General features: G+C 55.3%; 21 protein-coding genes. 10 read left to right on the top strand and 11 right to left on the bottom strand.

What is annotated here, in order from left to right:
• Window positions 1-12: 12 nt before the first annotated feature.
• From SCT_RS01140 to SCT_RS01130, 3 genes are read right to left on the bottom strand one after another with little or no spacing between them, the layout of a single operon-like run.
• The gene (locus SCT_RS01140) at window positions 13-645 is read right to left on the bottom strand and encodes a type 4a pilus biogenesis protein PilO (RefSeq protein ID WP_059417947.1); all 633 of its coding nucleotides are present in this window, start codon (window positions 643-645) and stop codon (window positions 13-15) included.
• Window positions 642-1,244: a PilN domain-containing protein gene (locus SCT_RS01135; protein ID WP_059417946.1), complete on the bottom strand. Its 603-nt coding sequence runs from the start codon at window positions 1,242-1,244 to the stop codon at window positions 642-644. The genes SCT_RS01140 and SCT_RS01135 overlap by 4 nt, the downstream gene beginning before the upstream one ends.
• Window positions 1,241-2,335 carry a pilus assembly protein PilM gene (locus SCT_RS01130; RefSeq protein ID WP_059417943.1) on the bottom strand — a complete coding sequence of 365 codons (1,095 nt, stop codon included), beginning with the start codon at window positions 2,333-2,335 and terminating at the stop codon, window positions 1,241-1,243. Before SCT_RS01130 ends, SCT_RS01135 begins: the two co-directional genes overlap by 4 nt.
• Window positions 2,336-2,524: 189 nt before the next feature.
• Between SCT_RS01130 and SCT_RS01125 the strand changes: the two genes are divergently transcribed.
• The 3 genes from SCT_RS01125 (at window position 2,525) to SCT_RS01115 (ending at window position 6,482) form a co-directional block, all read left to right on the top strand.
• Entirely contained in the window at window positions 2,525-4,858 is a 2,334-nt protein-coding gene (locus SCT_RS01125; protein ID WP_059417940.1) for a penicillin-binding protein 1A, read from the top strand.
• A gap of 22 nt (window positions 4,859-4,880) precedes the next feature.
• A complete protein-coding gene (locus SCT_RS01120; RefSeq protein WP_144408191.1) occupies window positions 4,881-5,507 on the top strand; it encodes a hypothetical protein in 627 nt (208 codons plus the stop codon).
• A 201-nt stretch (window positions 5,508-5,708) separates the two neighbouring features.
• On the top strand, window positions 5,709-6,482 hold the full coding sequence (locus tag SCT_RS01115) for a flagellar brake protein (RefSeq protein WP_059417938.1): 774 nt from the start codon (window positions 5,709-5,711) through the stop codon (window positions 6,480-6,482).
• A 9-nt stretch (window positions 6,483-6,491) separates the two neighbouring features.
• Here the strand turns inward: SCT_RS01115 and hemB are convergent, their stop codons facing one another.
• Together hemB and yihA are read right to left on the bottom strand one after the other, a co-directional pair.
• A complete protein-coding gene (hemB, locus tag SCT_RS01110; protein ID WP_059417935.1) occupies window positions 6,492-7,496 on the bottom strand; it encodes a porphobilinogen synthase in 1,005 nt (334 codons plus the stop codon).
• Window positions 7,497-7,772: 276 nt separating this feature from the next.
• Window positions 7,773-8,399, bottom strand: coding sequence for a ribosome biogenesis GTP-binding protein YihA/YsxC (gene yihA / locus SCT_RS01105; protein WP_059417932.1), 627 nt, complete (start codon window positions 8,397-8,399; stop codon window positions 7,773-7,775).
• Window positions 8,400-8,498: 99 nt separating this feature from the next.
• Here yihA and SCT_RS01100 point away from each other — a divergent pair, with 99 nt between their 5' ends.
• The 3 genes from SCT_RS01100 to SCT_RS01090 all read left to right on the top strand — a co-directional run bounded on the left by SCT_RS01100 (window position 8,499) and on the right by SCT_RS01090 (window position 10,776).
• Window positions 8,499-9,116 carry a cytochrome c gene (locus SCT_RS01100; RefSeq protein ID WP_059417930.1) on the top strand — a complete coding sequence of 206 codons (618 nt, stop codon included), beginning with the start codon at window positions 8,499-8,501 and terminating at the stop codon, window positions 9,114-9,116.
• Window positions 9,117-9,334: 218 nt separating this feature from the next.
• Entirely contained in the window at window positions 9,335-9,964 is a 630-nt protein-coding gene (locus SCT_RS01095) for a cytochrome c (RefSeq protein WP_088178617.1), read from the top strand.
• A gap of 98 nt (window positions 9,965-10,062) precedes the next feature.
• Window positions 10,063-10,776 (top strand): c-type cytochrome, encoded by a 714-nt coding sequence (locus SCT_RS01090; protein WP_059417928.1) that lies wholly within the window; start codon window positions 10,063-10,065, stop codon window positions 10,774-10,776.
• 13 nt (window positions 10,777-10,789) lie between these two features.
• On the opposite strand, the gene SCT_RS01085 is transcribed toward SCT_RS01090, so the two are convergent.
• The 6 genes from SCT_RS01085 to SCT_RS01060 form a co-directional block, all read right to left on the bottom strand.
• Complete coding sequence (locus SCT_RS01085; protein WP_059417927.1) at window positions 10,790-11,944, bottom strand: hypothetical protein; 1,155 nt, start codon at window positions 11,942-11,944, stop codon at window positions 10,790-10,792.
• Window positions 11,945-12,221: 277 nt separating this feature from the next.
• Entirely contained in the window at window positions 12,222-13,484 is a 1,263-nt protein-coding gene (locus tag SCT_RS01080) for a VWA-like domain-containing protein (RefSeq protein WP_059417924.1), read from the bottom strand.
• A gap of 10 nt (window positions 13,485-13,494) precedes the next feature.
• A complete protein-coding gene (locus SCT_RS01075) occupies window positions 13,495-14,541 on the bottom strand; it encodes an AAA family ATPase (protein ID WP_059417922.1) in 1,047 nt (348 codons plus the stop codon).
• Between the two features lie 281 nt (window positions 14,542-14,822).
• Complete coding sequence (gene hemL / locus SCT_RS01070; protein WP_059417920.1) at window positions 14,823-16,112, bottom strand: glutamate-1-semialdehyde 2,1-aminomutase; 1,290 nt, start codon at window positions 16,110-16,112, stop codon at window positions 14,823-14,825.
• 10 nt (window positions 16,113-16,122) lie between these two features.
• Window positions 16,123-16,767: a thiamine phosphate synthase gene (thiE, locus tag SCT_RS01065; protein WP_059417918.1), complete on the bottom strand. Its 645-nt coding sequence runs from the start codon at window positions 16,765-16,767 to the stop codon at window positions 16,123-16,125.
• The gene (locus tag SCT_RS01060) at window positions 16,751-17,590 is read right to left on the bottom strand and encodes a hydroxymethylpyrimidine/phosphomethylpyrimidine kinase (protein ID WP_059418289.1); all 840 of its coding nucleotides are present in this window, start codon (window positions 17,588-17,590) and stop codon (window positions 16,751-16,753) included. The genes thiE and SCT_RS01060 overlap by 17 nt, the downstream gene beginning before the upstream one ends.
• Window positions 17,591-17,885: 295 nt before the next feature.
• Between SCT_RS01060 and SCT_RS01055 the strand changes: the two genes are divergently transcribed.
• The 4 genes from SCT_RS01055 to SCT_RS01040 all read left to right on the top strand — a co-directional run bounded on the left by SCT_RS01055 (window position 17,886) and on the right by SCT_RS01040 (window position 21,413).
• Window positions 17,886-18,251: a PleD family two-component system response regulator gene (locus SCT_RS01055; protein ID WP_059418284.1), complete on the top strand. Its 366-nt coding sequence runs from the start codon at window positions 17,886-17,888 to the stop codon at window positions 18,249-18,251.
• Between the two features lie 11 nt (window positions 18,252-18,262).
• Window positions 18,263-18,628, top strand: a complete 366-nt coding sequence (locus SCT_RS01050; protein WP_059417910.1) for a PleD family two-component system response regulator — start codon at window positions 18,263-18,265, stop codon at window positions 18,626-18,628.
• Between the two features lie 44 nt (window positions 18,629-18,672).
• Window positions 18,673-19,191, top strand: coding sequence for a chemotaxis protein CheW (locus tag SCT_RS01045; RefSeq protein ID WP_059417908.1), 519 nt, complete (start codon window positions 18,673-18,675; stop codon window positions 19,189-19,191).
• Window positions 19,192-19,262: 71 nt separating this feature from the next.
• Complete coding sequence (locus SCT_RS01040) at window positions 19,263-21,413, top strand: methyl-accepting chemotaxis protein (RefSeq protein WP_059417906.1); 2,151 nt, start codon at window positions 19,263-19,265, stop codon at window positions 21,411-21,413.
• The last annotated feature ends 5 nt before the right edge of the window (window positions 21,414-21,418 follow it).

Raw genomic sequence — 21,418 nt, 5'->3', positions numbered from 1 at the left:
GATGGGCGGGCCTCACTTCTTGGCCTCCTTGGCAGATTTTCTCTGCGCCGCTTTCTGCGCCGCGAGTTCGTTCTCATCAAGGTAACGGTAAGTTTTTGCAACGGCGCTCATGGTCAATGTCTGGCCGCTGGGGGTGATATTGATTTCGTTTAAGGTGACGATGCGCGGTAGCCGCGAGATATCGCTGGCAAAGGCTCCGAGGTCATGGTAATTGCCAGTTACGCGAATGGAAATGGGCCTCTCAGCATAAAACTCACTTAAGATTTCACTGTTTGCGGGTCGAAACAGTTCAAATTCCAGTCCGCGCCCTAGGCCGGCTTGGTTGATGTCTGTCAGGAGTGCATCCATTTCAGCCTTGTTGGGCAGTTGTTTGATTAGTGCGCCGAAAGCCTGTTCCAGGTCTTTGAGCTGTCGGCGGTAGGTATCGAGGTTGACGACCTGTTTTTTCTTCGAGATAAAGGTTTCGCGAAGTTGGGATTCTTTTTCTTTGGCGATATCCAGATCGGCAAGCTGGTTTTGCCAGTCGAACCAGTATCCGGCGAAAAGGATTAGTATGAAAAGCCCGCATAGCACAAGAGCTTTCGGTATTATTGGCCAATTGCCAATATCCTTAGGGTTGAGTTTTGTAAAATCGTCCAGATTCATGCTTTTTTATCCTTGGGCTTGGCGCTGCCCCCCACCTTGTCCTTGTCGGCGGCTGCCTCTGGCGGTGAAAGTTTGACGTTCAAGGAAAATTCGCTGGCACGCAGGTTGTTTATTGTGGCAGCTTTGACCTCGATCAAATTTGGGGACTGCAGCCAAGGGGATGCTTCCAGGCTGCGCATCAATGTGGCTACCCTTGCATTGGATTGCGCATACCCTTGCAGGCTTATGCTATTGCCACTTTGTTTAACTGCTTTGAGGTACACCCCGTCAGGTAATTGGCGTACTAGTTGGTCAAGCAGATAGACGACTGCTGAGCGGTTGCTCTGCAAGGTTTCCACCACTTGCTTTCGAGCCAGCATGGCTTGAGTTTGTTCTTTGAGTACTTTGATTTCTGCAATTTGGTCGTCGAGTTTTTTGATTTCTGTTTCCAGAAATTTATTACGCGCCCCCTGATTTTCTATTTGGGTGCCCAGAATGGTATGAACCATAATTACAATCAACAGGCCCAGTGCCAATGCAGCACCAGCCATAATAGCAAGTTCACGCTGGCGTGCGGCGCGTTTTTGCTCGCGATGGGGTAACAGGTTGATGCGGATCATGATGGATCGAACCTTCGCATGGCAAGGCCGCAGGCAATCAGCAATATGGGCGCCTCTTGCGCCAATTGGCGAGGTTTGACGCGTGAAGAGATCGCCATGTTGGCAAAAGGGTTGGCAACGGAGGTGCGGACCTGGGTGCGTTGTGATACGGCTTCATCCGCTCCCGGGATCATGGCGCATCCACCGGCCAGCAAAATGTGGTCAACCCGGTTGAACTGGGTGGAAGAGAAAAAAAACTGCAATGCTCGCGCAACTTCCATCGCAAGCGAGTCTAAAAAGGGTTGAAGTACTTCAGGCTCATAATTTTCCGGCAGGCCGCCGTTGCGTTTCGCAATTTCGGCTTCTTCCGCCGACAGGCTATAACGGCGCTGGATTTCCTGGGTCAGCTGATTTCCGCCGAATGTTTGCTCGCGCATATAAACTGACTGGTTGTTGAGCAGCACGTTGACATGCATCATGGCTGAGCCAATGTCGACTATGGCAATAGTCTGATCATGCCCGGCATTAGGCAATTGCGGGGCAATCAGCTCGTAGGCGGTTTGGGTGGCGTAAGACTCCACGTCCATGACCAGCGCTTTAAGTCCTGCCGATTCGATAGCGGCGACCCGATCCTCAACTTTTTCCTTGCGCGATGCGGCGATTAAAACCTCGGCTTCCTCCGGATTGTTTGGGACAGGGCCCAACACTTGAAAATCCAGGTTTACCTCGTCCAGTGCGAAAGGAATATACTGGTTAGCCTCGCTTTCCACCTGCATCTCGAGTTCGTTTTCACTCAGTCCGGCAGCTACAATTATTTTTTTCGTGATGACGGCTGCCGCAGGTAGAGCTAGAGAAACGTTTTTGGTCCGCGTTCCCATTTGGCGCCAAGCATGTTTAATAGCTTCCGAAACAGCTTCGAGATTTGCGATGTTGCCGTCTGCAACCGCATCTTTTGCCAAGGGTTCGATAGCGTAGCGCTCGATACGGTACAGGCCCTTACCGGCGTCGCTGAGTTCAACCATCTTGACGGACGAAGTGCTGATGTCAACGCCGATGAGGGGTGGAGACTTAGTCTGCAGAAAATCGAGATTCAAATTGAAGTCGAGCTGCAACGAATTTCCTTTTTAATATTGCCCGGTTAGGTGGGTTACGCATAATTTACATTAAATGCTAGCAACAAGTGCTGAGCGTGTAAAGTATTTTTTTGGAATTTCTTTTGTCGGCCCAGACGCCTATAATCCTCCCCTTAAGTAATTTATGTCAATTGGTTCTGATATTAAATTAAGGTAAGAAAGAGTTTAATGAGTTCACGTTGGTGGCGATATCCGCTGTTGGCCTTTTTGGCCTTAGGTTTTGTTTTTTCTGCTGCAATCATGCTGGCGGGAATTTTGGCCTACCCTGATCTTCCTTCACTGGAGGTTCTGACCGATTACCGGCCCAAAATCCCTCTGCGCGTTTATACGGCGGAGGGCGCGTTGATTGCTGAGTTTGGCGAGGAGCGGCGTGCGCTGATCAAGATTGGGGATGTACCCAAGCCTATGCGGCTAGCGATTCTTGCTGCAGAGGATGACAGGTTCTATAGCCATGGTGGGGTGGACTACATGGGGGTGGCGCGCGCTGCCTTGGCAAATCTGACTGCTGGCGGCGCTCGGGAAGGCGCGAGCACGATTACTATGCAAGTTGCGCGGAATTTTTTCCTGTCTGGAGAGAAAACGCTGACACGCAAATTCAGCGAAGTGCTGCTGGCACTGAAAATTGAACACTATTTGTCCAAGGACCAAATTTTCGAACTGTACGTCAACCAGATTTACCTGGGACAGCGTGCTTACGGTTTCGCCGCCGCAGCCCAGACCTACTTCGGGCGCCCGCTTGAACGATTGACCGTGGCAGAGGTTGCGATGCTGGCGGGACTCCCCAAGGCGCCCTCGCGCTACAACCCTGTGGTTAATCCGAAGCGGGCAAAGCTTCGACAGCACTATGTCCTGCGCCGCATGCATGATCTCAAATACATTACCGACGCAGAGTATCAAACTGCTCTGGCGCAACCCTTGGTGGTGAAGCGTGAGGTGCATAATGCAGAGGTCAATGCGGATTATGCAGCGGAAATGGTCAGGCAGGCGATGTTCGAACGCTATAAGGAGGCGATTTACAATAGCGGCATGAAAGTATATACGACGCTGCGCAAGGCGGACCAGGAAGCCGCCAACCTGGCGTTGCGCCAAGGCGTGCTGGATTATGACCGTCGTCATGGCTACCGTGGGCCGGAGGGTTTTGTTGAGTTACCCATTGGAGCGGCAAATCTGGAAGAATTGCTGGAAGACGCTTTGGCGGATGCGGATGAAAGTAATGGCTTGGTGCCGGCGATTGTTCTGGAGGCGAGTTCGAAGCAGGTAAAGTGCTACATCAAGGGGGGTGAAACTGCCCAGATTAGCAACGAAGGCCTGAAATTCGTGCTTAAAAACCTGAGTGACAATACCAGCCCGAAAACACGGTTGCGCCGAGGCGCGCTGATTCACGTCCAGAAGGGTGACAAGGCAGGGTGGCAGATTTTACAATTGCCGCAAGTCGAATCGGCGCTGATCTCGGTGGTGCCTCAGGACGGTGCGATTCACGCTCTGGTCGGAGGGTTCGATTTCAACCGCAGCAAATTCAACCACGTCACGCAGGCGTGGCGCCAGCCGGGGTCAAGCTTCAAGCCATTCATTTACTCGGCGGCGCTGGAAAAAGGCCTGACCGCCGCAACTGTGATCAATGATGCCCCCATCGTTGTGGATGCGGCCCAAACCGGTGGTCAGGTCTGGGAGCCAAAAAATTACGAGAATGATTATGATGGCCCGATGCGTTTGCGCACCGCCCTGACCAAGTCGAAGAACCTGGTTTCTATCCGTGTGCTGCAGTCTATCGGCCCATCGTACGCACAGGACTACATCACCCGTTTCGGCTTTTCGCCTGAGAAGCACCCACCCTACCTGACTATGGCACTGGGTGCGGGGTCGGTAACCCCGATGCAAATGGCCGCGGCTTACTCGGTGTTTGCCAACGGGGGCTACCGTACGCAGCCTTATTTGATCGACCGGATTGTCGATGCGCGCGGCACCCTGCTGGTGCAGGCCAAACCCAAGCGTGCTGGTGTTGATACCGAGCGCGCGATTGATGCGCGTAATGCTTTTATCATGACTTCCATCATGCGCGATGTGGTACGTTTTGGTACCGGTGCGCGTGCCATGCAACTGAAACGTCAGGATCTTGCCGGAAAGACCGGAACTACCAATGATCAGGTGGACGCCTGGTTTACGGGCTTCAACCCGGGATTGGTGGCGATTGCCTGGATCGGTTTTGATCAGCCTCGATCCATGGGTGGAGCAGAAACGGGTGCTCAGGCAGCGTTGCCGATCTGGATGAGTTATATGGGCAAGGTGCTGAAAGGTGTGCCGGAAGCGGATTTGGTTGTCCCGGAAGGTGTGGCGACAGTCAAGATCGACCCGAAAAGTGGACGTCGTGTTTCCGAGGGAAGTGAAGGAATTTTGGAATATTTTTATCAGGAAAATATTCCGGCCGAGCAGACCGGTTTCTTCGAAGGCCTCTTTGGCGGCGGCGGAAAGTCCGCAGAAGAGGTTAAGGATCAATTGTTCTGAAATGTCGGGGCGGGATAAAGACTTGGGTGAAAAGCCCGCTCTGCAGTATCGGGAGAGAGAAAAAGCGGCGAATCTCCGCATGCGTGAGCGAATCGCACATCAGGCGGCCCGCATCATTGCAGAGGACGGTCTTCAGAATTATGCTTCGGCCAAGCACAAGGCTGCTCGCCAGATAGGTGCGCCGGACACCCATAATTTGCCTGATAACGATGAAGTAGAGCGGGCCTTAAGGGATTATCAGGCGATTTTCCAGCGGGATGAGCAAAGAGAGCGTTTGGGTCAGTTGCGGCAGCAGGCATTGGATGCGATGCGCTTGCTGGAGCCGTTCAATCCGTATCTTATAGGTTCGGTTTTGAATGGCACGGCAACCCGCCATTCGGATATTAACCTGCAGTTGTTCACGGATAGCGCCAAGGAGGTGGAATTGTTTCTACTGGCCAGGCAGGTGCCCTATAAAAGTGGCGAAAAACATTTCCATTTGGGGGGTGCGGAGCGCGCCTTCCCCGTCTTCACCTTGCTGGATGGCCCCGCAGAAATTAATGTTACGGTATTTGCTGCGGAGGATATACGCCAAATCCCACGTGGTCCTTCTGAAAAAAATGCACGCGCGCACGCCAGGCTGGTCGAGGCATTGCTTGAAGAAGGATAATGCCCTTATACTTTCAAGCGCACTTTTGCCTGTTGCACATGGTATAAAGGATTTTGCGGTTTTGTTTTTCGAATAGTTTAGAGTCAAAATGCTAATGACCCTTTCGATGCCTTCCTGCCCGTGCTCTTGCCATAAAAATTTGTGGGCACTCCTTGTCGGTCGTCAGAATGACATTCCTTCCGCGGCTCCTGGTGGGACAACATGGTAAATCCCACCCCGAACTCATCCCAGGGCTTATCGGTTGCCGACGAAGGCGATGCCGGCAGTTTTACGGTTAGCTGGAAGAAAGAAATTGTCTATATTCTTCGCGCAGTGATGGAAAAAACTGAACTGGTAAGCGCTTATTTTAATCGCGGCGAAAGTTTCATACTGACATCAATCATTGATATAGACCCGGACGAGGAACTGGTTTTTCTGGATTTAGGTGCAAACGAAGCGCTCAACGAAAAAATTCTCGATAGTGGAAAAATCATTTTTGTTACGGCCCAAGAGAAGGTCAAAGTTCAGTTTGTCACCAACTGGATAGAAAAGACCCGGCTCGAAGGCCGCGATGTGTTCAGAACCGAGATTCCCAAGTCGTTGATCAAGCTGCAGCGGCGGGAATATTATCGGGTGACGACGCCTGTCGTCAACCCATTGAAATGTATCGTGTTAATGGACGACAAGTGCAAGATTGAAATGGTGGTTGCAGATATCAGCATCGGCGGAGTAGGCGTGGTTCTCCCGCCGGCAGATGCTGCCGTTGAGCCAGGAATGATATTTAATGGATGCAACCTGGTTTTGCCCGAGATCGGCAATATTGTGGCGACCATGGAAATACGGAACGTATTTGAAGTGACTTTAAGAAACGGGTTGAAAACCAAGCGGGCTGGTTGTCAGTTCATCAACTTGTCGGCAAATATGCAGTCCATGATTCAACGCTACATTATCAAAGTGGAGCGGGATAGACGGGCCATGGACCTGGACCGGGAATAGCCCGGAATTTCAGCTCTCCTTGAGCCAGTTCGCCGCATCCAGCGCAAAGTAGGTCAGTATCCCGTCCGCGCCGGCGCGCTTGAATCCCAGCAAGGCCTCCAGCACGCAGGCCCTCTCGTTTAACCAGCCATTCTGGGCGGCCGCTTTGAGCATGGCGTATTCGCCGCTAACCTGGTAAACAAACGTTGGCGCCTGGTAGGTGTCCTTGATGCGTCGAACGATGTCGAGATAAGGCATGCCGGGTTTGATCATCACCATGTCGGCCCCTTCTTCTAGGTCCAGCCCCACTTCCCACAAGGCTTCATCGCTGTTGGCCGGGTCCATCTGGTAGGTATATTTGTTGCCAGCCCCCAGATTGGCGGCGGAGCCGACTGCATCGCGGAAAGGGCCGTAAAAGCTTGACGCGTACTTCGCGGAATAAGCCAGAATCCGGGTATGAATATGATTCTGACCGTCGAGCGCGTTGCGTATCGCGCCGATGCGTCCATCCATCATGTCCGAAGGGGCGACCACATCGGCGCCGGCTTCGGCGTGAGTGAGCGCCTGCTTAGCCAATACAGCCACCGTCTCGTCATTCAAAACGTAGCCGTTGCCGTCGATCAACCCATCCTGGCCATGGATGGTATAGGGGTCGAGCGCAATGTCGGTGATGATGCCTAATTCTGGAAAACGCTGTTTCAGGGCGCGCACCACGCGGGGCACTAGGCCTTCCGGGTTATAAGCTTCGGCCGCGTCCAGACTTTTGAAGGGCAGATCGATCACCGGGAAAATCGCCAAAGCCGGGATGCCGAGCCTGACGCATTCTTCTGCCTGATGAAGAAGTTTGTCCAGGGTTTGCCGGATCACCCCAGGCATGGAGGTAACCTGCTCGCTGCGGCTATTGCCGTCCAGCACAAACACAGGGTAAATAAGGTCGGCCGGTGTCAGCAGGGTTTCGCGCATCATACGACGCGAAAATTCGTCGTGCCGCATGCGGCGCATGCGTTTATGTGGATATTTGCCCAGAGCGTGCATACGAGTCCTGTTTAGATAGAGTCCGCGGGTCGCACGGCCTCACTATAATGGTGTATCTGTAATGGGTTATCGGAAATGCTGAAATCGATATTAAGCGCGGAACTTTATCCAGGCCATTCCACTCTGAGCAGGTGGACGATAACCCTTTCGTCCCCCGCTTTCCCTCCCTGAGCGGGTGCCTTAACCCTCTGTTAAGGCGTTTTATCCCCCCCGGGTTTACTCCCCTTTACCCGGGGGTTTTTTATTTTCAGAGATTACCTATGTCACCACATCGCGTCAATGCGCAACAATGCCTCCCCCATCCTCCTGGAGGGCGGACAGCCATTTCCCTATCATCGCTTCCGCCTCGTCGAGGCCAATTCGTTTCAGACTGGAAAAAAGTTGAACCGTGCAGTTTGGGTAGGTGCGCTCGAGTTCCGTCCGAACTGCACGCAGAGTAGTCGTGGCTTGCTGCTTGCTGAGCTTGTCCGCCTTGGTGAGCAGGACATGTACCGGCTTGCAGGTGGGGATAAACCAGTTGAGCATTTGATGATCCAGCGGGGTGAGTGGGTGGCGGGCATCCATGATCAGCACCAGCCCGTAAAGAGATTCCCTCTCCATCAGGTAGCGGCTCAGCACGCTTTGCCAATGTACGCGCATGGCCTCAGGCACCTTGGCGTAGCCGTAGCCGGGAAGGTCAACCAGAAAGCGATCATTGCCAAGGCTGAAAAAATTGATCAACTGGGTGCGGCCCGGTGTTTTGCTGACGAATGCAAGGCGGTTTCTGTTGGCCAGCGTATTGATTGCGCTGGATTTTCCAGAGTTTGAGCGGCCCGCGAAGGCGATCTCTATGCCGCTGGGTGGCGGCAGGTCGGTGAGCTTGTCCGCTGAGATAAAAAACTGTGCTTCTTGAAATAATGCCATATTGTTCCTTTTTCAGTCTGGCATGATAAGGCAAATTTGATATAGAATGCCAAGTTATTTTTAGCAAATTCATGCAACGGTTTAATTAAGGAGTAAGCGATGAAACAAGCCATGGTGGTGGCAGCGGTTGTCGGGTTGATGGCCGCATCAGGGGTAAACGCGGAAGCAGCCAAGGCCGACCCTGCGAAGGCTCAGCAGATCGTCAATACAGTTTGCGTTGCGTGCCATGGTGCTGATGGCAATAGCCCGGCCCCGGCGAATCCGAAACTGGCATCCCAGCATCCTGATTACCTTAATAAGCAGCTGACTAACTTCAAATCGGGTGAACGCAAGAATCCAATCATGACGGGCATGGCCGCGGCCCTTTCCCCGGAAGACATGAAGAACCTGGCGGCCTATTTTGGTGGACAAAAGCTGGCGCCGGCCGCTGCCAAGGACCAGGTTTTGGCAGCGAAAGGTGAAAAAATTTACCGCGGTGGTGTTGCTGCGATGGGCGTGCCGGCCTGTAGCGGTTGTCACGGCCCTACCGGTTCCGGCATCCCGGCGATGTTCCCTCGCTTGGCCGGCCAGCATGGTGAATATATCGAAACCCAGCTGAAGAATTTCCGTATCGGCGAACGTGCCAACGACCCTGGCAAGATGATGCAGATGGTCGCTATGAAAATGTCCGACCAGGACATGAAAGCCGTGGCGGAATATATTTCCGGGTTGCACTAATCTGACCTGATCTGATTGAAATCAGACGGCAATATAGAGAATGGGTGGCGCGAGCCACCCTTTTTTTGTCAGTTAGGGTCCCCATTCAAGCAATGTGCACACCGTTTTTCAGAGCCGTTTATGAGCGGTTGGGTTCAATGCATTGTTTTAAGGTAAAATAATTACTAATAATTCCTGATTTTTAGAAGCATTGCGGCGGTTATTAGGGGGAATGAAACGTGAAAAAGTTCGTAATTCTCGCAGCGATGGTTGGTTTAACGGCATCCTGGTGGGTAATGGCCGCTCCCCCCAAGGGCGACCCGGAAAAGGGCAAGCAGATTGCTTCTCAAGTCTGCCTGGCCTGTCATGGCGTAGATGGCAACGGCACCGAGCCGACCAACCCGGAATTTCCCAAGCTGGCGGGCAAGCAGCCAGAATACCTTCTCAAACAGCTCAAGGATTTCAGGTCGGGCAAGCGCAAGAACGAGATCATGGCCGGCATGGTGGCGAACCTGACTCCCGATGACATGGCCAACCTTGCCCTCTATTACGCAGGCCAGAAAGCCAAGCCTGGCGTGGTCAAAAACCCTGCCCTGGTGGCCCAGGGGAAAAAGATTTACATGGATGGCAATCCGGATGCCGGCGTGCCGGCCTGTGCCGGCTGCCACGAAGTGGATGCCTTGGGGTATGGCTTTTTCCCCCACCTCGCAGGACAGCATACCGAGTACACTTTGTTGCAGCTAAAGCGTTTCAATACCGGCGAGCGCGATAACGACAAAGGGCTGGCGATGCAGTCGGTAACGGCTAAAATGACAGAGCAGGAAATGAGGGCCGTGGCGGAGTATCTTGCGGGTGTCCAATTAAAATAAGCGAAACCATTTAGCCCCATGCCAGTTAAAGAGTGTCGGCTAATCTGCGCGTCCTGCCGGACCGCACGGGGCATTAATCGTAGACAAGGAAACCGATAATGAAAAAACTTAGCTTCCTGGCGCTGGCATTGACTTTGGCACTGGCCATACCTGTCTTGGCCGGTGCGCCTCAGCAGCCCAAGGCGCCGGGGATCGAATCCAAGGACTATGTCTGGAATGAACCGGCTGGTGAAAAGGCCGAAATCCTCAAATTGAAGGGCGACGCCGAGCGCGGCCGTAACGCCTACCGCGTTTGCCAAGGCTGCCACAAGCCGAATGGCGCCGGACTGTCGGACGGGACCTACCCGCAGTTGGCGGGCCAGCACGCTACCGTGCTGATCAAGCAGATGGCCGACGTGCGCGATGGGCGCAGGGAAAACCCAAAGATGTTCCCATTCGCCGGCAAGCACATCATCGACATGCAGGAAATCGCCGATGTCGCCATTTACCTGCAGAACATGAAAATTCCGCACGACAACGGCAAAGGTCCGGGCACCAGCCTGGATCGCGGCAAAGCGCTATACAAGAACGACTGCCAGGTCTGCCACGGTGAAAACGGCGAGGGCAACGAGAAGAAGTTTTACCCTGTTCTGGCGGGGCAGCATTACAAATACATGCTGCGCCAGATCATGAATATCCGCGATGGAAAGCGCGGGAACGCCAACCCCAAGATGGTGAAAGTGGTGCAGAATTACGCCGACCCGGACATGGAAGCAGTGGTGGACTATATGTCCCGGCTTTCCATGCCGGAGCGCAGCGCCGCCAAGAGGTGATTTATTCCCTGAATTAGCGCCGCCGTCTCGGGTGGGCGGCGTTGAAAGGCTGTCCCCTCAACACGGCCAGTTGCTGCAGGATGGGGATAGCAACCGGTTCCAGCTTCTTGCGCATCAAGGTGCCGGCGGCGGTTGTTCGCGCCAGCACCGGCGTGGCCACCTGCGCATCCATGCGCGCCAGCGCCAGCATTGCGCTCACCTCCCCGGCTAATTCAGGTGCGGTGTTCAGAAGCTCGCACAGTTCTGCCGATTGAGCCTTTCCGACCTCCGCCGCCGCATCGGCAAGAATCGCTTCCATTGAGTTCCCATTGCAACCTGCTTGCCGTATCGTGGCAAAATAGGCTGCAATCGCGTTCAACAGGGCGACGACAACGTCCTGATTTTCCGGGCGACGCAATACTTCCTCGCTAGTCTGGAGGAAGGCTTGGCCCGGCCCGGATAGAAATCGCTCCAACTGACGGGCGTAAGTATTGCCCTGTGCAATTAGGGGTGTTAGCTTTGCCCGTTGTGCCTCCCAATCGGCGCGTGGAGCGTGCTGTTCCGGCAGATCGTCTGGCATGCGCTCGAGAAAGCCGATGTAATAGGCATTGTCGTAGGCGCCTTTTTTCCACAGGCGCTGTCGGGCTGCCGCATCGGTCAATCCCGGTTGGAGCACGATCCGCACGGTGTCGATGATGATATGTGGTTCGTTTTCGAAGGGTAGATGTTCGATCAGGTATTCTGCCAGAACTTTGCCCATTTTCCCTTGTACGACACATTCTCTCTCCAGCATGCGGCGGGCGTTGTCAGCGGTCGGCATGGCCCACCAGGCGAAGCGCGCCAGTTCGTCGGTGAGGCCGTTGGAATAGGCGACTGATACCACCGCCTCGGGTTCGCCGAGTAGCAGCAGGCGATCCAGTCCCTTGTCGCGCGCCTGTCCCATGCGCGTCCAGCGCTGTATATATACCGGATAGCCGCCAGGCGAGCCGATGGCGTGGCCCGCAAGCAGTTCGCGTACCCGGCGCAGGTACTGGTCGCTGCGCCCGACCGGATGCAATTTGACCGCTGCTTCGCCACGTGGGGACAAGCCGAGAACCGTCATGTTGGCTTCGTCGATGCGGATTGCCTGGATTTCTCCTGCAAGCAGTACGTTGAGACGCAGGGCGTCTTCGGGAGTGAGTTCGGACATGGGTAGGCTAGGGTGTGTTAACACTAATTTCGCGTCTGCGACGGGGGCGATTTGGGATGCAGCCCGCGAAGCAAGACACGACGTGGTGCAAGCCACCACAAGTGGCTTGCGACAAAGGGGGGCGCCCAAATCGCCCCCGTCCCGTAGGGTTGCTGCGAGAAAAGCGCGTCTGCGTCGTTGCAAGGCTTGCGAATGGAACAACCATTCGCCGCGCCTTGCGCCTAGCATCCATCGCTTTCTCGCAGCAACGCAGGCGTGAAATTAGTGTTAACACGCCCTAATTCAGTTGAATGCGTTGTCCCCATGGCACCGGTGCCTTGCCTTTGACCAGCCAGATTACGGGGTAATGAGGCTCTGATGGCGGGAAATCGCCCTCGGCATCGGTAAAATAAAGCAACAAGTCGGGCGATCGCCCCTGTTGCTCGACCCATTTGAATACTGGTCGGAAGTCGGTGCCGCCACCACCCTTAAATTCCTTGGGCAGCTTGAATTCCTCCCAGGGTTCGAAGACCCACGGACCCCCGTCGGCAAGAGCGGTGTCGCAGGCATGCAGGGTGACCCGGGCACGCAACTGGCCTTTGAGCGTGTTAATTTCGGCCAGAAATTCGTTCAGTTCCTCGGTGTTGACCGAGCCGCTGGTGTCGAGCGCAACCACGATATCAGCCTGGGAACTTCTCAGGGAGGGCAGGATCATCTGCCCTTCACGCCGCGAAGGGCGCATGTAGCTGTAATCATCCCGGGCAACCTGGGTCATGTAGCGTGCAAGCAGCATGCGCCAGGGGAGCTTTGGTTGCAGCAGTTCGCCCACCATGCGCGCCAGCAACCCACCGAGTTTGCCGGCCTGCTGCGCCTGCTGGGCAGCGCCGGCGAGGCGCTGCTGCCACTGCGCGCTCAGCTCCTCGCGTTCTGCCGCAGTCAGCGGCTTGGGCTGGGGTGCGCCGCCAGACTGATCATCCTTCTGCTGACCTTGCGAACTGCCGCCGGACTGGGATTGGTTTTGCGGATCGGATTGCTGGTCTTGCTGGCTTTGGCCGCCTTCGCGCTGCTCGTCCCCCTTTTGCTGGCCGCTGCTGGTTGGGTCTATGTCCTCGCCGTCATAGATGTGCTGATCCATCGGTTCATCGGTGTTGTTCTCATCGATGCAGGGGTAGATCTCTTCTGCAGTCATGCCTTCGTAAAGATCCAGAACTAGGGCGCCGGGCGGTGCCCTGAGGCCATCCTTGATCAGCAGGGGGTTGATGGCAAAGTCGCAGGCGACGTCCCAGCGCTGTTTGATGCGATGCTGGCGCCGCGCGAAATGGGACAGTGCGCAGTGCAGCGCCTCGTGCGCCAGTACGAACTGGGTTTCGTCCAGGCTCAGCGCCTGGATGTATTCCGGGTTGTAATAGAAGTTGCGGGCATCGGTGGCCGTGGTGCGGCACCATTTTGGATTGGCGGCGATCATCGGCAGGCGCAGGGCGAGAGCGCCGATAAATGGCTTGTCCAGGATCAGCCGGGTGCGAGCGGCAGCCAGCTTGGTTTCGAGATCTCCCCCTGCCATGACGGTGACCTTACATTTCGTACAGCATCAGGTCAGAGACGGCATTCGCCCACTTGGAGAACTGGGGTACGGCGAACAGGTTCTGGCCGACGGCGCGGTGCATGTCGGACACCAGCATGATGCCCATTTCCTTGAGCGGGAAACGGCTGGCGTAGTCGAGGATGTGGCCGTAAATATCGCGGGCATTGGCGTTACTTTTGGCGCGGATCGCCCGTCCTACCAGGGCGGAGGCGACGGCATACTGCAGGTCTATTTCGCGCGGTACGGCGACTTCTTCGCCGCGCAGGATCGCGTCCAGATCCGGCATCCGGTCGAGATTTTCGATGAAGGCGTTGAGTTCAAGGCCGGCTGCCGGGCCGACGCAGGCTTGCAGAGTGGGCAGCAATAACTCCGGGTGATCGCCGAATTTTTGCAGTGCGCGGTGGGAAAATTCCCACGAACGCGGGCTGGGGAAGGCGACGGGGTTGTGCGCCGGGTCAAAATCGAACAGCAGTTCGGGACGAAAGCGCAGAAAGCCGATCAGGCGCTCGTCGATTTTGTTGGCGTAAGCCCAGGCGACCCAGTCGTCGAGATTGGCCTCAACCTCGAAATGAGAAAATCGGTTGGCCAGCGGTGCCGGCATGGTATAGGTGACGCCACGGTCGCCCTGACGGTTGCCGGCAGCAAAAATCGCCCAGCTTTCCGGGATTTGATAGGCGCCCAGGCGTCGATCGAGAATCAGCTGGTAGGCTGCCGCGGAAACACTGGGCGGGGCCGAGGTGATTTCATCCAGAAACAGGATGCCTTGAGGACCATGCCTCTTGGTATCGGGCAGCATCGAGGGGATCGCCCATTCAACACGATCCTCGATTCGAAATGGGATGCCGCGCAGGTCGGAGGGCTCCATTTGCGACAGTCGTATATCTATCATCGGTACGCCGTGGCGTGCCGCAACCTGAGCGATGATCTGGGATTTTCCCACGCCCGGGGGACCCCATAACATGACGGGTGTGTGATGCCCATCCTGGGCGCTAAGAAATTCGCGATCCAGAATGATGGAGAGTTGGGCCGGACGCATGGTGCATTCCTCAATTTAGACTAAGTTTAATTATATCGGAGTTCGAGAGCAAAATACTATACACAGACCTGCTATGTGTGGCGTGCAGAGGTTCACTTCAAGGGGGGCTATGCCACAAACCACGAAGCATTGACTTGATCACCTTATGGTATGACTTCTCTCATACATCACTGCACCGGCACGAAGTCCTGTTTCCCGCCTTGTATTTGGTGATGATCGGATTGCGGCACCGCTTAATCGGTAGTCGGTGTAATCGTAGCAAGAGGCATGAGCTGGTATCGTCAAAGCCGGGACATTTCCCCAAACACTTCGTCTGCGGCTTGCAAGGTTTTCCCGATTTCCACGTCGGTGTGGGCAGCCGAAACGAATCCTGCCTCGAATGCGGAAGGCGCAAGATAGATGCCTTTATCCAGCATGGCGTGGAAGAAATGATTGAAGGCGGTCTTGTCGCATTCCATCACTTCGGCATAGCTGGTCGGGGGCGTGGCACGGAAGTAGACGCCGAACATGCCGCCGACGGACTGTGCCGAAAAAGTTACTCTATGCTTCTTGGCTGCCGCGGTCAGGCCATCGATTAGCTTGTGGGTTGCTGCAGCCAGTCTGTCGTAGAAGCCCGGGGCCTGCACCAGCCTGAGCGTGGTCAGCCCTGCCGCTACCGCCACCGGATTGCCGGACAGGGTGCCTGCCTGGTAGACGGGGCCAAGCGGAGCGAGCTTCTGCATGATGTCGCGGCGGCCACCGAATGCCCCGACCGGCATGCCGCCACCGATCACCTTGCCGAGCGTGGTCAGGTCGGGAACGATGCCGAACAGGCCTTGGGCGCACTTCGGCCCAACGCGGAAACCGGTCATCACTTCGTCGAAAATCAGTACGCTGCCGTGCCGGGTGCACAGTTCGCGCAGCGCCTTGAGGAACTCGGGCTTGGGTGCGACCAGGTTCATGTTGCCGGCCACCGGTTCAACGATCACTGCGGCAATTTCGTTGCCGATTTTCCCGAAAGTTTCTACCAGTGCGGCGCTGTCGTTGTAGGCCAGCACCAGGGTATGCGCCGCAGTTTCTGCCGGCACTCCGCCGGAGCTGGGTTGGCCGAAGGTGAGTGCGCCAGAGCCGGCCTTGACCAGTAGTGAGTCGGCGTGGCCGTGGTAACAGCCTTCGAACTTGATGATCTTGGAGCGGCCGGTGTATCCCCGCGCCAGGCGGATGGCGCTCATGGTGGCCTCGGTGCCGGAGCTGACCAGGCGTACCTGATCCATGCCGGGTAGCAGCGTGCACAAAGCTTCGGCCATTTCCAGTTCCAGCGCGGTGGGCGCGCCGAAGCTCAAGCCATTGGCGGCGGTTTCCTGCACAGCCTTGATCACCTCGGGGTGGGCGTGGCCGAGGATCATTGGTCCCCAGGAGCCGACGTAATCGATATACGCCTGGCCATCCTCATCCCAGACGGTGGCACCTGCGCCGCGCTTGAAAAACACCGGCGTGCCGCCGACCGAGCCGAAAGCGCGTACAGGCGAATTGACGCCACCGGGGATGAACTGCTGGGATTTCTCGAAAAGCTGCTGGTTGCGTGAGGTCATGGTTATTACCTTAGTGCAATGTATGGTGGATTGATTTTTCGAATAACACGGCAAAACGGCTGGCGGCAGCCCTGATATCATCGCTGTCGAATAGCGCAGAGATAACAGCCACGGCGTCGGTGCCGGCTTCGATCAGGGGGGTGACGTTATCCGCGGTAATGCCGCCGATGGCAACGAGCGGTATGTTCAGGCTCCGTTTAGCTTCGTGCAAAAGAGTTAAAGGTGCCGCAGCCGCGTCGGGTTTGGTCGGCGACGGGAAGAAACTGCCGAAGGCAACATAATTTGCGCCATGGGCTTCGGCATCGAGCGCCCGTTGCAAGTCATTATAACAAGATACGCCGATGATTTTATCCGGGCCGAGGATCAGCCGGGCTTCACGCACACCGCCGTCGTCCTTGCCCAGATGTACCCCGTCCGCTCCGGTCAGGTCGGTGAGGCGAATGTCGTCATTGATGATCAGCGGTACATGGAATTGTTTGCACAGCGCTAATAATTCGCTGGCCTGCTCGTGGCGCAATCCAACATCGCCCCCCTTGTTGCGGTATTGCACCAGGTGAGCACCGCCGGACAAGGCCTGTCTGACCTGTTGCACCAGACCTTCGGTGTCGGCGCACTCGGGGGTGATGGCATACAGGCCGCTAATCGCGGGCGGCATCTTCTTCCTCTCGCGCCCAGAAAAGACGGTCGGGAATGTTTTGCCCCATGCCCGGGTGGAAGCCGGCTTTCAATGCTTGCCAGGTGAATTCCTGCGCCTCCTTCACCGCTTCCGGAATATCCAGGCCGTGGGCGATCGAGGCGGCGATCGCTGAGGCCAGGGTGCAGCCCGACCCGTGGTAGCTGCCGGGCAGACGGGACCAGCTGTCGCTACGCAACACGCCGCTTTCGCCGTAGAGGGTATTTACCACTTGGGGTGTGTTTTCATGGGTGCCGGTAATCAGCACGAATTCGCAGCCCATTTCGATTATGCGCCGGGCACATTCGGCGAGATCGGGTTCGGCATCACCATCATCGTCATCGAGCTGTGCGATACGCCTTGCTTCCAGGCTGTTGGGCGTGAGCAGGGTGGTTTGGGGGATGAGCATTTCCTGCAAGGCAGTGAGTATGTCATCGCCAGCCAACTCGTCTCCCCGGCCAGAGGCTAGTACCGGATCCAATATCAGCGGGATATCCGGGTAATCAGCAACCACCTCGGCAATGGCGGCAACATTTTCAACGCTGCCGATCAGGCCAACCTTGAAAACCCCCACCGGCATGTCTTCCAGTACGCAGCGCGCCTGGTCGGCAACCCATTCGGCCTCCATGGCCATCACGTCCTCCACGCCCAAGGTGTCTTGCACCGTGATGGCGGTGACCACTGACAGGGGATGGCATCCCATGCTGGATAAGGTCAGGATGTCAGCTTGCAGGCCGGCGCCCCCACTCGGATCGGAAGCGGCAAAAGTAAGGACGATCGGGGGTGTTTCGCGCGTGTTTGCCATGAGTACGGACATTGTCATGCTGGAAAAAATCGAGTGGTACCTACGGTGGTAGAGGTTGATCGAAAGACAGTATCTTAACCTAAATTGACATGGAGATTCCCGGCATTTTGCCGAATGAGTTATGGTAAGGCGCTTTACCTGAAGAGAATTTATTATACAATGCTCCAAAATAGTGTCTTCATATAAACTCAAAGGCTGATACCATTACCCGGACAGGGTGGATAGTCTTGGGTAATAAAAAGCTTGGAGGAGGCGAGTGAGCGGAGAAACACAAACCCTTGCGGGAACCAAGGTGATGGTGATTGATGACAGTAATACCATTCGCCGCAGTGCCGAGATTTTTCTGGTGAAGGCCGGTTGTGAGGTTATCCTCGCAGAAGATGGGTTTGACGCTCTATCCAAGATTGCCGATCACCAACCCGATGTCATTTTCGTTGACATCATGATGCCGCGCCTGGATGGCTACCAGACTTGTGCGCTGATCAAGAAAAACCCAAAATTCAAAGTCACTCCCGTTATCATGCTATCCAGCAAGGATGGTTTGTTCGACCGCGCTCGAGGCAGGATGGTGGGATCCGATGAGTATTTGACCAAACCTTTTACCAAGGAAAGTCTGCTTAAAACCGTGGGTCAGTACATGGCTCAGCGCAGTGTCAGCTAGAGAGGGAACAAATGGCTATCAATAAGATTATGGTCGTGGATGATTCGCCTACCGAAAGATTTTTTCTTGGTGGCTTGCTGACTAAACAGGGCTACCAGGTGGTTACCGCCGAAAGTGGCGAGGAGGCAATCACCAAGGCCAAGCAGGAAAAGCCTGATCTGATCATCATGGATGTGGTGATGCCGGGCCTGAATGGCTTCCAGGCGACACGGGCAATCTCCAAGGATGAAGAAACCAAGCATATTCCTGTCATCATGTGCACCACCAAGGGGCAGGAAACCGATAAGGTATGGGGAATGCGGCAGGGCGCGAAGGATTACATCGTTAAACCGGTGAACCAGGATGAACTGCTGAAAAAAATTACGGCACTCGGTTGATCTCCATGTCAACGTACGTTGCTTGGAGCTTACAAGGATAGCAGATGGCAAGAAAAATCAGCCTGCGAGCATTTCATGAGAGCGTGATGGCCAAGCTGCAGAGCTTGGCATCTAGCGATAAGGCCAACCCCTCCAAGCTGGGTGTCCAGATTGGCTCGCAATTCTGGCTGGTCAATCTTTCCGATATCAGCGAGGCGTTGCCTATTCCAAAGCTGACGCCCGTCCCCCTGGCGCAGTCATGGTTTTGCGGTGTGGCTAATTTTCGCGGCAATCTCTATAGCATTGTTGATTTTTCCCATTTTCTCGGCGGCATACCAACACAATTTGGAGTGGATTGTCGCCTGCTTCTGGTCCACCAGAAATTTTCTGTCAATTGCGGAATCGTCGTCAGCCGCATGCTGGGATTGCGCAATCCCGAGAAAATGCAACGGGTGGAAATAGATGGGGAGGCTCCGCTCTGGGTTGCTGCCGAATATCATGATGAAACCGGACGGAGGTGGCAGGAACTGAACATGCAGGTATTGACCGGTCACGCCCAGTTCTTGAATGTGGGCCTGTCATAAGAGTGTTCGACGGGTACTATGAACGATCATTTCTGTGAGTTGCAAATAAAACTAGGGATGGAGATTTAAGCATGGGATTCAAGTTGCCAAGTTTCAACTTTTTCAAGGGGAAGCCTGGACAGGCTGCTCCGACCGGACCGACGACGAAGTTGGGGCTGAATACCACCTTGGTGATGAAAGGCCTCCAGAAGATGGTCGGCGATACGGGGCAGCCACTGCCGCTTATCGGCGAAAAACCCATGAAGCAGCAGTTGAAGATACTGGGTTCCGCGTGGGCCGTTGCTGTGCTTTTCTCTTTTTCTCCGCTGGTCTGGTACGGTGCGAACCTGTATATCCTGAATCAGCATACAAGTATTTCGACAGAAATGCAGATGTTGTCGCAACGGATCGCGAAGGGCGCACAACAGGCGGCGCAGGGTAGTCCTGTCGCTTTTGCCCAGTTGAAAGAAGCCGACCAGGGCTTTTCTAGAGACATCAAAAATCTGACCCAGGGTGGTGATGGTGTGCTCGCATCATCGTCCGCTGTCCAACCCCTGCTGCAAGAGATGAACAAGCTGTGGGCTAAAATGCGTACAGACATCAGCCAGATTCTAACCCAGGAGAAAAAGCTGGCGGTATTGAGTAACAGTGTTATGGGTATTAATGCCAGTGACGAGACCTTGCTTGAATTATCCGAGCAACTATCGAGCCGGGTGCTTCAGTCGGGTACTGGAGCGCGGGAGGCTGCTGCTGCCCGGGAGTTAGGGATGCTGGCAGAGCGGATTGTGAAGGTTGCCAATGCCTTGCAGTCGAGTGCCAATATCGATCCGGAAAACGCTCTTGCATTGGGCCAGGATATCAGTGCTTACAGGAAGATTGTGGCGGGCTTGCTGAACGGGAGTGACGAACTGCACCTGGGTTCCGTTAAGGATCTAGAGGCGAGGAAAACACTGGAAGAAATTAATGATACGTTCCGGGATTTTGCGGTCCACGTCGATAATATCCTGAAAGAAATTAAGGGTCTGGTTGAGGCAAAAAATGCTCAGCGTTCCTTGTTTAAAGATGGCGACAAGATGCTGGACTTCTCCAGCAAGCTGACTGAGAGTTACAACAAGAATGCCAGCAGCGGTGTGCTGGAAGCATTGCTGACCGTCATCTTTGGCAGCTCTGCATTATTGCTTGCCGTACTCTTTTCAAAGGTGATGCTGGATGATGCCAAGCGTAAGGCGGCCATCAGCGAGCAGGAAAACAAACGAAACCAGGAGGCGATTCTGCGGCTGCTCAATGAAATGGGCGATCTGGCGGAAGGTGACCTGACCGTGAGGGCGCGAGTGACCGAGGATATCACCGGCGCTATCGCGGACTCGATCAACTACGCAATTGACGAGTTGCGATCGCTGGTGGTCGGGGTGAACAAGGCGACAGAGCAGGTGGCACGCGCTTCCCAAGAGGCGCAGGGCACCTCCGAGCATCTGCTGCAGGCTTCGGAAAAGCAGTCGCGTGAAATTGAGGAAACCAGTACTGCGGTGCTGCAGATGGCGGACTCCATTAACGAGGTGTCTGCCAACGCAGCCGAGTCGGCGAAAGTGGCGCAGCAATCCCTGCAGGCCGCGGACAAGGGTGCCGTGGCGGTGCAAAACTCCATTGCCGGCATGAACGAGATTCGCGGCCAGATTCAGGAAACGGCAAAACGGATCAAGCGGCTGGGTGAAAGCTCCCAGGAGATTAGCGAGATCGTGGAGCTGATTTCCGACATTACCGAACAAACCAACATTCTGGCACTGAACGCGGCGATTCAAGCGGCTTCCGCCGGTGAGGCGGGGCGCGGCTTCACCGTGGTGGCGGAAGAGGTGCAGCGGTTGGCGGAACGTTCGGGCGAGGCAACCAAACAGATCGGCGCGATTGTGAAGACCATTCAGACCGATACCCACGATGCGGTGGCAGCTATGGAGCAGAGTACTCAGGGTGTGGTGGAAGGCGCCAAGCTGTCAGATGCGGCGGGCCAGGCTCTGTCCGAGATCGAGCGGGTTACGCGCAGCCTGGCGGATCTGATCGATACTATCTCCAGAGCGACCCAGGCGCAGGCGGAGGCCGCTAGCAAAGTGGCAACGAACATGCAGGATATTCAGAACATTACCAACCAGACTACGGACGGTACCAAGCAGACCGCCGCTTCTGTTGGTCAGTTGACCGAACTGGCTGCCGAGCTGAAAGGCTCGGTGGCAGGTTTCAAACTTGCATAGGTAAT

Source organism: Sulfuricella sp. T08 (assembly GCF_000971475.1).
GTDB lineage: Bacteria > Pseudomonadota > Gammaproteobacteria > Burkholderiales > Sulfuricellaceae > Sulfuricella.
This window is presented reverse-complemented; position numbering and strand designations above follow the sequence as displayed.